Genomic DNA, 13912 nt, shown 5'->3' with positions numbered 1-13912 from the left:
AGTAGTTACTACTGTTTTAGATCGGGTTTAAAACAATGTAATATCTAATTGTAATACTGTTTTTTCTTGTTCTGGATTCCACATCGCAGTCACATCTACTGGTACATTATAATTACTAATTTTTAGTTTTTTACTAAACGTAGCACCTACATTTATAATATTCCCTGAACCTTCAGTATAAAAGGTTTTATCTGTTATAAAGGACCAAGCACCACCGGCAAATAAAGACAAACTAGAGTTGTTCTTTTCCCACACTTTACTGCTAACTTCAAAATAATGAGTCCATGAATTTTCTAAATCTCCATTTTCTTGTACTTGATAATCACCAGAACCTCCATTAATTATTGTTGCTAAATATAGTAATGTGTTAGGAGTAACATTATATCCAAAATTTAAGTCTACAAAATTATAACCTTGCGTTTTATCATAGCTCCAATAATTTAATTTATCTCCTCTTTCTTCTACTCCTGTGTAATTGTTGTGTGATACAGCTTCAATAAAGAACTTATCTGAAAAACGGTATTTTGTATAAATTGAAAACTCTTTATAGTAAGCACTTTCTTTTTCTCCGGTATTAATATTTTCGACATCTACAGAAGAAAAACTTGCGCCTCCCCAAAAACCAAAAGTGAATTTCTTGTTTCTTGTATTGTATTCTATATTGGTTGCAAACAATGCACCTGGATGAACAACAAATCCATGCCAAGTATGCATGTTTTTTACATGTGCTCCAATACTAAAAGGTTCGTATGCGTCAATCTTATTTTCTTGTTCTTGTGCCGATACAGTACTTAATGAACAAAGCACTAAAAAACTAAAAGTTAATTGTAATGCTTTTTGAGTAGTGCTCTTTTTTGACTTAGAAAATTTTTCTAATAACGTTAGTTTGCTCATGTTCATGTTATTAAGAATTTAAATTATTAAATAATTATAAACGTCATAATTACGTTTGTTTTTCAAATGTATCATAAATAAATTATAAAATCCTAATAAATCATTAAAAAAATATGTTATTTTAACATTTATGTGTGCTATATTATCTATTAAAATAACAATGCAGCAACAAAAAAGGCAATGTCTTATAATGTATTATTGACGTTTAATAAAAAAATACATATATTAGTCCGTAAGAAAATTGAAACCTTATTTAATAGCAAAATCTTTTATGAAACCTGAAAAAATATTGAATTTATCTGTGGATTGCGTCGTTTTTGGATACGACACTAATACCAAGTCTTTGAATGTTCTATTGATAAAGCGTTTTTTAGAATCTGAAACAGAAGTTTTAGTTGATGATTATGTATTAACAGGATATCACGTTTATAAAGATGAAACTTTAGACGATTCTGCAACTCGCGTTTTAAAAGAGTTAACAGGATTAACGAATCAATATAAAAAACAGTTTAAAGCCTTTGGTAATCCGGATCGTTTAATGAATCCTAAAGATTTAATTTGGATTGAAAATGAAGAATTTAACCTAAGAACAATAACAATTGCTTACTACTTTTTATTAAAAACTGAGGATGTAGATTTAAAAGATAATAAGTTTGACGCCAAGTGGTTTCCTATTAATGCATTACCAGAAATTGGTTTCGACCACGAGAAAATAATAGTAGAAGCTTATGAAGATTTAAAAGTAAAATGCTTGTCTGAACCTATAATATTTAAACTACTTCCAGATAAATTTACAATTAATGAAGTGCAAGATTTGTATCAATCTATTTTAGGAATAGAAATAGACAATAGAAACTTTAGACGTAAGTTAATTAACAAAAAATATATTATTGCTTTAGACGAAAAACAAGTTGGTGTATCTAAAAAACCTGCACAACTATATATGTTTAGTATGGATATTTACAAAAAGATGTTTAGTAAAAACTATTTAATAAGCATGTAAGTGACACAAGAAGTAATACCTATTAAAACACTCAACTACAATAAATTAATAGATTTCAATATTTGAATTCTTGCCATATCATAAACCAAACTGTTTTTAATATTATACGCTACCGATAATTCTGTACAAGCCAAAACCACTATTCCATTTTTAGTATATTTATTAATAAGTTTATTAAATATTACTAATTGTGCTTCGGTTTCTTTACCATTATAAATAGCTATTCTTAAATCATCTATTTGTTGCATATCTTCTTTTGAAGCTTGTAAAATAGTGATGTTTTGTGCAGTAAATTTAGATGTAATGTAGTTGGATTGCATAGTATACAATGTTCCAAAAATGGTAACATTAGCATGCTTGCTTTCTTTAATTCTAGAAATAGTTTCCTCTATAGGATGGATTAAATTAGTTCTAATATTTAGCCTATCTATAGTTTCGTGTAATGTTATATTTGGAACTACAATTGTGTCTATTTGTAAATCTTGAAGCTTATTTAAACTATCTTTAACAATAGTATCTAAAGCTTTAGAAGTATTTGGTAATAGATTGTTTATAGCATTAAAATCTACATTCAACATTTTAAAAGGGCAAGTACAAAATCCGCCATGTTTAGCATTATACAAGGCATTAAGCTCTTTTATATAAAACAAGGTTGAAAAACTACCAAGACCTAATAATCCTAATGTACTCATTCTATTTCTAAAATATAGTTAGCAAAATAGTTATTACTATCACTCAATTTATTTTTAATACAGAATTGTGTGTTAGCAATAATTTTATTCAGAATTTCACTATTATATTTTCTGGAAATTTCTAAATGAACCTTCTCGTCTTTAGCAAAACTGAAGGTTTTATCCATTGCTTTAATATACACTTCCTGGTTTTTGGTACTTGTTATGTAACTTTTAGCAATACCTTCTTCCTCATTATATTCGGGTGTGTGAGCGAAGTTATTTCTATTAAAATCAGCATTTAATTCATTATTAATTCTGTCTAATAAATTTAAATTAAAAGCAGCAGTTACACCTTTACTATCGTTGTATGCAGGTAAAACTATAGCTTCAGGTTTTATTAAATCTACTCCTAAAAACAGTTTATCTCCTAAGTTTAGATTTGTGCTTAAGTTTTGCATAAATATTGATGCAATAGCATCATTCATGTTACCAATATTAGAACCTAAAAACAATATTACTTTGGGATGCTTACTATGCTTTAAAGATTCTAAAACCTCGAAATAATCACCTTGTTTTGTTTTAACTGAAACAGAAGGTAATTCTGTTTTTAAATTGTTTTCAAGATTATCTAAGGCATTTTGAGAAATATCGACAGGTAAATAATCAAAATTATAACCTTCTTTACTTAACAATTTAAGTAGTTCTTTGGTTTTTGTACCATCTCCAGCACCTAATTCTATCAACTCAAAATAGGTGTCTTTCTCTAATTTTAAAGATGCTATAATATTAGAAGTTTGGTTTTTAAAAATATCATGTTCTGCTCTGGTGAGGTAATATTCTGGTAAACCCATAATTTCTACAAAAAGGGCATCTCCTTTTTTATCGTAAAAATATTTTGATGGTAAATTTTTATGTTTTGCGCTTAAACCGTTGTTTACCGCTTCCTTAAATTGTTCTATCATGTATTATTTTACTAATCTAATTCCGGTGTATTGCCAGCGCTCTAAAGGACTGAAAAAATTTCTATATGTATTTCTACTATGGTTGTGCGATGTTGCAACAGATGCACCACGTAATACCATTTTGTTGCTCATAAACTTTCCGTTATACTCGCCTACTGCTCCATTTGCTTTCTCAAAGTTTGGATAAGGAAGGTATGCACTTGCAGTCCATTCCCATCGTTTTCCCCAATTAAGAGTTTTTGAAGCGACTTCCCATTCAAATTCTGTTGGTAATCGCATACCTTTCCATTCTGCGTAAGCATTGGCTTCATAAAAATTAATATGACCTAATATAGCGTCTTTATCTACGGGCTGCAAACCGGCTAAAGTGTAATAATGCCATTCTTCGTCAATTTTAAACCAATATAAAGGTGCATTTACCTGGGTTTTATTTACCCAAGACCAACCTTCATCTAACCATAAATTAAAATCTGAATAACCTCCAGCTTCCATAAATTCAATGTAATCTCCGTTGGTAACTAAAAAATTATTTATTTCAAAATCGGCTATAAACACCTTGTGTACACCTAACTCGTTATCGTAACAAAAGTCGTTTCCTTTATAGCCAATCTCATAAACGCCTTCCTTTATTTGAAAGGTTTCTTTAGATTGATTATGATTTTTTAAAAGGTTCTCATCCTTTTTATAAACCGGAAATAATGGATTGTGACCAAACATATATTTAACATCTGTAACCAATAATTCTTGATGTTGTTGCTCGTGGTTTAATCCTAAAGTAATTAAATCTGTTAATTCCTTACTAGAGTTTTGAGCTAATAATTTTAAAACATTTTCATCTACATAACTTCTATAATCTAATACTTCACTAGTAACAGGTCTAGACATATTACCTCTATTAGATTGTAATATACGAGTACCTAAAGTATTGTAATAACTATTAAATAGGAAGCCATAAGTATCGTTAAACACTTTATAATTAGGCAGAAAAGGTTTTAAAATAAACTCTTCGAAAAACCAGGTCGTGTGTGCTAAATGCCATTTTGCTGGACTTGCAAAAGCAACCACTTGAATTGAATAGTCTTCGACATTTAAATGACTACAAAACGATACCGTTTGCACTCTTACCTGTTTAAAATGTGTTGTAATATTCATATATTTTTAATACATCGTGTTATTGTGCATAGATGTTTTTGGTATTTGCTGTATGCTATCCCAATGCTCTATGATTTTACCATTATTATCAAATTTAAAAAAATCCATTGTAACGTATTGATCATTATCTGGCCAAATTTGATGTGTGTGCAAAGATACTAAGTCGTTCTCTGCTACAATTCTTACAAAATCGATAGACTTTTCTGGAAATTCTTTATGCATACGATCAAAATAATCTATAAATGCTTGTTTTCCATCTGCAACCATAGGATTGTGTTGCTTATAATTTTCGCCTGCATACAATTCCACAGCTTTTTTTGGGTTCCCTAAATATGCTGTTTTGTAAAATGCAATTGCGTTTTTTTTGTTTTTTTCTAAATCCAAAATATCAACTCTTTTAAGCTTGTTTTATTTCTTCTATAATCTGTAATGTAGATTTATGTAATCGGCCTGCAGCCTTTTCATAATCTGAATTCACATTATAAACACCATTTAAAATACCTTCGTAAATACCTGCAATAACTGTACCTATAAAATCTCCCAATTCTGTTTTTCTCTCGTTTGTATATTCTTCAACAGAAACAGAATTAAAAACAAGTTTAGTATTATATATCTGGTTAATGTAATCGGCTAATTTTGCTTGAGTAATAGGTTCTCCAACCAAGTTATAAACCTTTTTACTATGCTTCTCTTCGGTTAGCATTTTTGCATAAGCATACCCTAATTCGTTTCGGCTAGTATATGTACATTTACCATCTCCAGCACAGTTTTTAATCTCTCCTAATTTTTTATAAGTTTCAATATACTCTAAATCTGGTTCAATATAAATTCCATTTCTACCAATTACCCAATCTAATCCTGAATTTTGAATGTGTTTTTCTGTTTGGCGATTACTTTTAACAATTGGACTAAAAGCCGTTTTTTCTTCATCTCCAACAATACTAGTATATACTATCTTTTTTACACCATTCGCTTTTGCTGCTTCTATAACATTTCTATGCTGTTGAATACGTTTTTCTGGTGCATCCATTCCTGAAATTAAGACTAATTTTTCTATTCCTACTAAAGCATTATTAAACTGTTCTCTACTATTATAGTCGCCTTTTCTTATTTCTATACCAAGATGTTTAGCTTTTTCTGGTGTCCTTGCAATACCTATTACATTGTCTTTTCCCACTTCTTGGATTAATTGCTTAGCTATTGCAGATCCTAAATTACCACTTACCGATGTGACTGCTATTTTCATGATTTAATTATTAATTATGGGTTTATTCTAATCCTTTTTTATCAGGATTCCAAAATGGTTTTGTCTTTATTTGTTTGGTATCCCAACTTAACTCTTTCCTAAAGTATTGATTTAAAGCAATACAAACTCGACTATCACCAGCGATGTAAACCTTTTTTTTGCCCTTTAGTTTTGGTAGAGTTTCTTTAACTAAATTTAAAATTTCAGAAATTGAATTTTGTTCTAAATTATAAAAATTAAAAGGTCTTAAACCATCTACATCATTAAAAAAATCACTCGTGTTTTTGCTATAGATAATGCTTTCCACATGTTTACTCCCTGTTAAATTACGATTTAAAATATATAAATGAGATAATGACGATAAATCACCTACCATTAAATAACTGTCTGCAGAATTATCTAATAAAAAATTTCCTTTTTTCCATTTAAAATAAACGTGTTCTCCTACGTTGCAATTTATAACCCATTTAGATCCAATGCCATTACTTTCTGTAGCTATTGCAAGGTCTAACCATCCTTCTGCTTGGTTAATATTCCAAACGCTGTAACTTCTTACTTTATCTTTAAAAGCAACATTTTCATTACCAATTCCAATACCTAAACGCAAAAAATATCCAGAAGTAAATTCTACTTTTTTTATACTTTCGCTTTTAAGTCTTATTCTATAAACAGACTCTGAAATTTTTTCTTTTATTACAATGATGGCTTCATCTAGCACTACCTTTTTTAATAAGGATTCAAGTAAACTCATTATATACTTTTTAGAATTTATTTTATTGTTTTAATTTTAACTCCAACAACTCTTTTTCTAAAGCTTCAGCTTTTGCTTTAAACTTATCCATAGCTTTTTTTAACTGACCAATTTTTTTAAAAGCATCTTGATCCTGGACCGCTGTAAATGTTATAATGTTTTCTTTTTCTTTATACTTTGCTTTTGCGCCACAAGTTGGGCATGTTCTTACGTCTGACATATTTATAAGTATTTTAAAATGATTTGTTTAATATAAAAAGGCTACCAAATTGATAACCTTTTCTGCTATTAGTCAAGTCCGTAAATGGTTTTATTATTTACTTAGGAACTTTAATTATTGAATTTTAAAACAAAGTTACTTTTGCAACACAGTTTATTAAAGGTGAAAATGGTTTTAAAAATGGTAAATATCGAACCTAACTATATTAAATATAGTCTTTTTTGAAGCTGTTTGGGGTGAATTTTGTATGCTTTTTAAAGTACTTTACAAAATTGGTAGGTTCTTCAAAGCCCAAAGAATAGGCTAATTCTGTACTTTTTATTTCAGAATTTAGAAGCAAACGTTTGGCTTCAAGAATAACAAACGCATCTATAAACTGTTTTGCAGTAACACTAACTATGTCTTTACAAATAGTATTTAAGTGTTTATAAGTGATGTTTAGCTTATTGGCATAAAAGTCTGCATTTTTACTTTTAATATAGTTCTTTTCTAAAAGCGATTTAAACTCTAAAAACCTATTTAATTTATCAGACTTTTTTAAATGAATGGTTTGGTATTCTTTTAACCGTTCTAATTTAGAAAAAATAATAGAATACAAGGCTCTGTATGTGTTTTCCTGATTGTAATCTTCCTCAATATTAGAATACTCTTCATAAAATAATTCTATATAATTTAATACGTTAGACTTTTGAGAAGCTTGAATAATTGGAGAGAATAAATGTGCATTAAACAGCCTAATCAATTCATTTTTTGGTAATGTATTAATATGCTTTTTTAAATAGTCTTCGGTAAATAATATTATATAACCTTGTAATTCTTCGTTGAATTGAAACGCATTTATTTGGCCTTTAGATAAGTGGATAATAGTGTTTTGTTTTACCTCGTGCCATACAAAATCTACTAAATGTTTACTTTGTCCAGCAGTATAAAACACAATCATATTAAAGGCTAATTGATGTGCTTTTTCTGGGTTATGCGCTATCTCATTTTTTCTATCAAAAAGACTTTTAATAGTTAATATTTCAATACCACTATTATCTGGTTTTGAAGAATCAAACTCAATATGTGGAATGTTTTTCTCCATTACTAATTTTATTCTTCTTTCGTTTTTTCTAAAACTTTTCTAATATGCTCACTATCCCAATGGCTATCGAAATCTACAATACCTCTTTTAAAATCTTCGTTTAAAAATTTCTCTTGTTGCTCTAACTCTTTTCTGGCTTTAAAAATGTAGTCATCTTCTCGTTTAGGCTCTGATGCTAGACGCCTTAAACTGTCTTCATCATACTTAATAAAATTCTGCACTTGCCTGTTAAGTGTGTATTTTCTGAAACCCATTCTACTCAATACATCCTTAGCTAAAGTTAATGAGGTTTCTAGAGATTCGCGGTAAATGTTTTCGTGACCTAGATTAAGTAGTTCATAAGCATCATAACGGTTTTTAGTACGAATCATCATTTCTACATGAGGATATTTCTCTTTCACTATTTTACTAATAGCTTTAGAAACACTTATTTTATTAGTAGCACAAATAATTATTTTAGCTTCTGCAATTCCTGCAGATTCTAATAAATCGAGACGAGTAGCATCTCCATAGTACACTTCGAATCCCATTTTACGTAGAAAATCGACACGGTTAGAATCATGATCTAAAATGGTTGCTTCTACACCATGAGAACGTAAAAAGCGACCTATAGTACTTCCAAAATGCCCAAAACCAACTAATATAATTTTTTGAGATTTTGCAATATGATCCGTTGGTCGTTTTATAGATTCTTTAGTACCTATTTTTGGAAGAATGAAACGTTCATTAATGATACCAATAATTGGTGTAAGCGACATACTTAATGCTGTAATTACAAGCATCATATCCATTTGATCTTGAGACAAAATATTAAGACCAAATGCAAAAGATAATAATACAAAAGCAAATTCTCCAATTTGCGCTAAACTGAATGTTAGTAGTAATTTTTGATCTAGTTTTAATTTAAAAACATGACCAGCGATAAATAAAACAAGAGCTTTAATAACAACAATAGCTATTAAAACACCTCCTATTTTTAAGGGACTATTTGCTATAACAATAAAGTTAATAGAGGCGCCAACAGCCATAAAAAACAATCCTAAAAGTAAATTTTTAAAAGGCTCTAAAGTGCTTTCTAACTCGTGTTTAAATTCACTATTTGAAAGTACTACTCCACCTAAAAAAGCTCCTAATGCAGGACTTATTCCTACATATTCCATTAAAAATGAAATACTGAAAACAATTAATAAAGCAGCAGCAATTAATAATTCTCTAACACCTGTTTTAGCTACTTTTCGTAGCATTGGAACAATTAAATAACGGCCAGCTACAATGATTAAAACTACAGATAAAAGAATGGCTAAAGTCTGAAATCCAATAGGTAGCGTTTCTAATAAATTTGCATGTTCACTATGTTTTTCCGCGGAAGCATTATCATCTGCATTAGATAAAAGTGGAATAAAACCTAACATAAAAATGACAATAATATCTTGAAACAATAAAATGGAAAAAGAAGACGTACCGAACGTAGTATTCATCAAGCCTTTTTCTTTTATAGTTTGCATGGCAATTGCTGTAGAAGATAGTGCCACAGCCATTGAGATTACTAAGGCTACTTTCCAATCGAAACCTAATAAAGCAAATAGAATATAGGAAAGCAACATGGTTCCTCCTACCTGCAATCCTCCCATACCAAGTATGGTTTTTCGCATGTTCCAAAAATTCTTTGGTTCGATTTCTAAGCCAATTAAAAATAGCATTACTACCACTCCAAATTCTGCAAAGTGTAAAATATCTTCACCTTCTTTTCCAATAAACCCTAAGACGTAAGGCCCTATTAATACACCTGCTAACAGATAGCCAATTACAGAACTTAAGCCTAATTTTTTGGCAATAGATACACAAATAATTGCACCTAATAAAAAGACTATGGCTTCAAAAAGTATACTTCCAGTCATAAAATTATTGTGTATTTAGTTTCGGAATATCGTTTATAAATGAAAATCCTTCACAATCATTATTGGAAAGGTTTTCTTTAAGTAAAGTAATTAAATCGCCATATTGAATAGCATAACTCCTTAAATCGCTATCACTTAATTTATGTGTTTCCATTACTGCAAATGGCGGTAAATATTCCATACCACATAAGTTAGCAGTTTGCTCGAATGGTCTTAAAAATTGACGAACAGTAAAACTATTACTTCCTTCTGAGCAATAAACTTTTCTAGAACCTCCAGTAGTAATAACATTTAAACATGTTTTATTTTGTAGTGCATTTCCATTTGGTCCATAAGCCCAACCAAATTCTAACACCATATCAATCCACTGTTTCATTAATGGCGGACAACTATACCAATAGAATGGATGATGCCAGATAATAATATCATGTGCATTTAATAGTTCTTTTTCTGCTGAAACGTCTATATGGAAATCTGGATAGCGTTCGTATAAATCATGAAATGTTACACCTTCAATGTCTTTTATATGATTTACCAATGCTGTATTTGCTCTCGATTTTTCAAATTTTGGATGAGAAAATAAGACTAGTATTTTTTTCATTAGTACATATCTGTTAAAACTGGATTATTGAATTTAAAAAACAACTTTTACTCGTTAAATAGCCTGGTGTTATCCAGCTATTAAATCGAAAGAAATTTTAATACCTTGTATAATCATACCTGTACCAATAATAGCAATTATTAATCCCATAATTTTACCGATTACAGAAATTACATTGTGACCAACTAATCCCACAATAAAATCACTTAATTTAAAAGTAAAATAAGTAATTAAACTCATGGACCCGAAAATAGCTATTACCAAAAACATTTGTAATGGAGCTGCATTAGATACAAAATTCATAGCGGTTACAATAGTTCCCGGACCAGCTAAAATTGGAATAGCCAATGGAGAGACTGCTATATCTTCGTCGACATGAACATTATTTAAGCTTTTTACATTAGACTGTTTAGATTGCAGCATATCGAAACCAATAAAAAATATTAGAATACCTCCAGTAATCTTAAAAGCAGGAATACTGATATTAAATAACTCAAAAATATATTTACCTAATAAAATAAAAACTGTAACAATTACAAAAGCAATCAAATTGGCTTTTTTGTTAATCTCTCTTTTCGTTTTTTTGTCTGCACCTTGTGTTAAAGATACAAAAACAGTCATGTTTGATATTGGGTTCGTAATAGCAAAAAAGGCCGTAAATACTGTGATTGCAAATGTTGTAATGTTCTCCATTTAGTGTTAAATTATTAATCTGGAAAGAACTTGAATTACTTCTTTTTAACCAAACCAATTATGATTTATTTTTGTGCTTTTTTATGTTGTTGTTTAATATAAGAAATGCTACAATTAATTACCAAATTAATTATAGCATTTCTATAAAATATATTTTTATAAAATTAAGAATACTAGAAATTTAAGCTATTTTATCTTCTACTAATTCATTTGTTATATTTAGTAATTTTTCAAGTTTTAAAGCATCATAAGCATCAGGATGCGCTGGAGAAAAGTATCCTTTTGGATCACCTTTATCATTGTCAAAATACTTTCCTGAATCATTTTTATAATCATTAAACAATGTCAAATCTAATAAGATATCCACTCCTTTTTCTGCTGGAGACCAATGTTGACCATAGGCTTCATTAGCCATTTTTGTATTTAATAACGACCCTGGATTAACTGCTATAACCGTAATTTTTGGCTCTTGTTTTGCTAGATTAAAACTCCACATCGTCAATGCTAATTTACTTTGCGCATAGGTGCTATTTGCAGAGTCTTGCTCCTTCCCTATTAAAACAGCTTCAGAAACTGGTGCTTGTGCAGCAGAACTTAAATTAATAATTCTTGGTGCTTCAGATTGCTTTATGTTTTCTAATATGGCATTTGTCAACACATAGGGTGCTAAATAATTTACCATCATTCTGATATCTAATCCGTTTTTATTATGAACGTCTTTCGTTTTAAAAATCCCTGCATTATTGATTAGTATATCTATTTTAGGAATGTCCTTTATAATCTGTGCTGCTAATTTTGAAACAGCTTCTAAATCCGAAAAATCAGCAACTAAACCATAAATATTCTGATTATTTGTTGTTGTTTTTATTTCTGAAACAACCGCGTCTACCTTTACTGCATTTCTTCCATGTACATAAACCGTATGTCCTTTTTCGGCTAAACTAAAAGCAGTTAACTTTCCAATGCCGTCTGTACTTCCTGTTACTATTATTGTTTTACTCATTATTTTTTATTTTTTTATTGAAGTATCACCTTGAGTTCAGATGCGAACTATAAAACCTTTCGACTGCGCTCAAGGTGACATTTTCTTGTTTTTTTTGAATCTTATTATAAAATTCTAATAAATAGTCCAGTAGCTATTTTTCCATATAATCATTGCCTAAAGCAAGATAAACGTTTTCTAATCCTTTTAAAAAGGTGCAAAGGTATCTTTGGTACTCTTTGGCACACTCCAACGCTCACGAGCACTAATAATTTCAGATGTAACCGCTTTAGATTCTGAGTTATCGACACTACCGTAGCTACTTGCTCCACCTCTTGGAATTTGCATACGGTCTCCATATAACCACACTACCAAGTTACTACGTTGCCCACTAATAATTGGGTGCGTAGCGTGTGCTACATCACCTCTGTGAATTATTGCTTTACCTGATTCAAACGTAGTTTGCACTGTTTTTCCTGTGGTTTTATCATAAAAATCAACTTGCGAGCCTGTAAATGCTTCATCGGGTAAGTTAATGTTGATATTCAAAGTGGCAGCAGAAGCATCTGTGTGACCATTTAAATCCTTGTCTTTATCTGGATTGTACTGAATAGAAAAACCAAATGTTTGGTTGTCATAACCATAAGTCCCCAATAACAAACGTGCAATCGGACGCATATAACGGTCCATAATATCGTTATAAAATGCCTGAAAATTCGGTGCTGCAAGATAGCCTTCTGAGCGTGGATCAAGCATAATTCCATAACGATTCAATTGTATTCCGTATGGTGCTCGTTTAGGAATTTTTGAATTTACTACAGCTTCTAAATATTTGCGAAAATCTGCTAAGCGTTCTGGGTTAAAAAACTGAGCAACATAAACACCAGGACTAATTTCTTCCCATAAATCGGCAACAGCAGATTCTTTTTCTGGATTTTCCCATGCTTCTTTAATGGCCTTTTGTAAGCGTGGATCAAGCAGTGATTCATTAGGAACTAGTAAATTGTCTTTGTTTTCAATTTCCCATTCTGCCCAAGCATCTTCCAATATTTTCTGGTTATTGTTCCAAAAGTGTGAAACTGAAGCTTCACGATTTAACGAGGCTTCACGAGAAGGTAAAGTAAGCGCACGAGCTTCTTCTAATATATTTTTATTTGTCATTGTTTTTATATTTTTTTACCAAAAACTGTCGCAATAGGATATTTTGGTTTTTATGTATTTCTGTTTATCTATTAATTAATCGCCTTATTTATACTTAAACAACAATTAATCTGACTACAAAGGTAGTCTTAGATAGTACTATTTTTTTTGTAGTAAAAACGGTTGTTTAGGTATATTTCAAGGTTTTATTTTATTGAAATTATTTTACAAATCCGCCGTAACGACTCATAATACTAGTTGCGCCAGATACTGCGCTTTTTAATTCTGGAGTTACATTCCCATAAACTTTAAAGCTATCCATTGTTGCGCCTTCTAAAAACAGAGTTGCAAATTGAGACCATACTTTTAAATGTGCCAAAGCGGCATCTGCATCTTGGTAACGTTCATAAATATGAATGCTTTCCAGATCTTCTGCTACATACCATTCGTGATTAAGCGAACCTTCTTCTTTAAATGTAGCTGCTGTTATTTTTTCCATGGCTTCCTTGTATTTGGTTTTGTTTATTATTTTGCCATCTACCGTCCAAGCTATGTTATTATTAAGTTTCATAATGTGATATTAAATTGAAAAAATGCCTCCTATACAAGAGG

At 30.2% G+C, this 13912-nt stretch carries 16 protein-coding genes; 1 reads left to right on the top strand and 15 read right to left on the bottom strand.

Annotated elements, in window-relative coordinates; all coding sequences use genetic code 11:
• Positions 1 to 27 precede the first annotated feature (27 nt).
• On the bottom strand, positions 28 to 894 hold the full coding sequence (locus Q0935_RS01350; protein ID WP_299381737.1) for a hypothetical protein: 867 nt from the start codon (positions 892 to 894) through the stop codon (positions 28 to 30).
• A 271-nt stretch (positions 895 to 1165) separates the two neighbouring features.
• Between Q0935_RS01350 and Q0935_RS01345 the strand changes: the two genes are divergently transcribed.
• The gene (locus Q0935_RS01345) at positions 1166 to 1897 is read left to right on the top strand and encodes an NUDIX domain-containing protein (protein ID WP_299381735.1); all 732 of its coding nucleotides are present in this window, start codon (positions 1166 to 1168) and stop codon (positions 1895 to 1897) included.
• Between the two features lie 35 nt (positions 1898 to 1932).
• On the opposite strand, the gene Q0935_RS01340 is transcribed toward Q0935_RS01345, so the two are convergent.
• The 14 genes from Q0935_RS01340 to Q0935_RS01275 all read right to left on the bottom strand — a co-directional run bounded on the left by Q0935_RS01340 (position 1933) and on the right by Q0935_RS01275 (position 13871).
• Positions 1933 to 2589: an aspartate/glutamate racemase family protein gene (locus Q0935_RS01340; protein WP_299381733.1), complete on the bottom strand. Its 657-nt coding sequence runs from the start codon at positions 2587 to 2589 to the stop codon at positions 1933 to 1935.
• Positions 2586 to 3533 (bottom strand): L-histidine N(alpha)-methyltransferase, encoded by a 948-nt coding sequence (locus Q0935_RS01335; protein WP_299381731.1) that lies wholly within the window; start codon positions 3531 to 3533, stop codon positions 2586 to 2588. Before Q0935_RS01335 ends, Q0935_RS01340 begins: the two co-directional genes overlap by 4 nt.
• A gap of 3 nt (positions 3534 to 3536) precedes the next feature.
• The gene (gene egtB, locus Q0935_RS01330) at positions 3537 to 4685 is read right to left on the bottom strand and encodes an ergothioneine biosynthesis protein EgtB (RefSeq protein WP_299381729.1); all 1149 of its coding nucleotides are present in this window, start codon (positions 4683 to 4685) and stop codon (positions 3537 to 3539) included.
• A 6-nt stretch (positions 4686 to 4691) separates the two neighbouring features.
• Positions 4692 to 5069, bottom strand: coding sequence for an ester cyclase (locus Q0935_RS01325; protein WP_299381727.1), 378 nt, complete (start codon positions 5067 to 5069; stop codon positions 4692 to 4694).
• A 13-nt stretch (positions 5070 to 5082) separates the two neighbouring features.
• Positions 5083 to 5931, bottom strand: coding sequence for an SDR family oxidoreductase (locus Q0935_RS01320; RefSeq protein ID WP_299381725.1), 849 nt, complete (start codon positions 5929 to 5931; stop codon positions 5083 to 5085).
• A 22-nt stretch (positions 5932 to 5953) separates the two neighbouring features.
• A complete protein-coding gene (locus tag Q0935_RS01315; protein WP_299381723.1) occupies positions 5954 to 6682 on the bottom strand; it encodes an FAD-binding oxidoreductase in 729 nt (242 codons plus the stop codon).
• Between the two features lie 22 nt (positions 6683 to 6704).
• Positions 6705 to 6902, bottom strand: a complete 198-nt coding sequence (locus tag Q0935_RS01310; protein ID WP_299381722.1) for a hypothetical protein — start codon at positions 6900 to 6902, stop codon at positions 6705 to 6707.
• 205 nt (positions 6903 to 7107) lie between these two features.
• Positions 7108 to 7986, bottom strand: coding sequence for an AraC family transcriptional regulator (locus Q0935_RS01305; protein WP_299381720.1), 879 nt, complete (start codon positions 7984 to 7986; stop codon positions 7108 to 7110).
• 8 nt (positions 7987 to 7994) lie between these two features.
• Positions 7995 to 9884 carry a monovalent cation:proton antiporter-2 (CPA2) family protein gene (locus tag Q0935_RS01300; RefSeq protein WP_299381718.1) on the bottom strand — a complete coding sequence of 630 codons (1890 nt, stop codon included), beginning with the start codon at positions 9882 to 9884 and terminating at the stop codon, positions 7995 to 7997.
• A 4-nt stretch (positions 9885 to 9888) separates the two neighbouring features.
• On the bottom strand, positions 9889 to 10485 hold the full coding sequence (locus Q0935_RS01295; RefSeq protein WP_299381716.1) for an NAD(P)H-dependent oxidoreductase: 597 nt from the start codon (positions 10483 to 10485) through the stop codon (positions 9889 to 9891).
• 69 nt (positions 10486 to 10554) lie between these two features.
• Entirely contained in the window at positions 10555 to 11178 is a 624-nt protein-coding gene (locus tag Q0935_RS01290) for a MarC family protein (protein ID WP_299247852.1), read from the bottom strand.
• A 181-nt stretch (positions 11179 to 11359) separates the two neighbouring features.
• Positions 11360 to 12181, bottom strand: coding sequence for an SDR family NAD(P)-dependent oxidoreductase (locus Q0935_RS01285; protein WP_299381714.1), 822 nt, complete (start codon positions 12179 to 12181; stop codon positions 11360 to 11362).
• Positions 12182 to 12367: 186 nt separating this feature from the next.
• Positions 12368 to 13321 (bottom strand): 2OG-Fe(II) oxygenase, encoded by a 954-nt coding sequence (locus Q0935_RS01280; RefSeq protein ID WP_299381712.1) that lies wholly within the window; start codon positions 13319 to 13321, stop codon positions 12368 to 12370.
• Positions 13322 to 13520: 199 nt separating this feature from the next.
• The gene (locus tag Q0935_RS01275) at positions 13521 to 13871 is read right to left on the bottom strand and encodes an antibiotic biosynthesis monooxygenase (RefSeq protein WP_282031410.1); all 351 of its coding nucleotides are present in this window, start codon (positions 13869 to 13871) and stop codon (positions 13521 to 13523) included.
• Between the last annotated feature and the right edge of the window lie 41 nt (positions 13872 to 13912).

It is taken from the genome of uncultured Lacinutrix sp., assembly GCF_947500605.1.
Lineage (GTDB): Bacteria > Bacteroidota > Bacteroidia > Flavobacteriales > Flavobacteriaceae > Lacinutrix.
The sequence above is the reverse complement of the archived record's forward strand: the minus strand, read 5'-3'. Positions and strand labels throughout refer to the sequence as shown.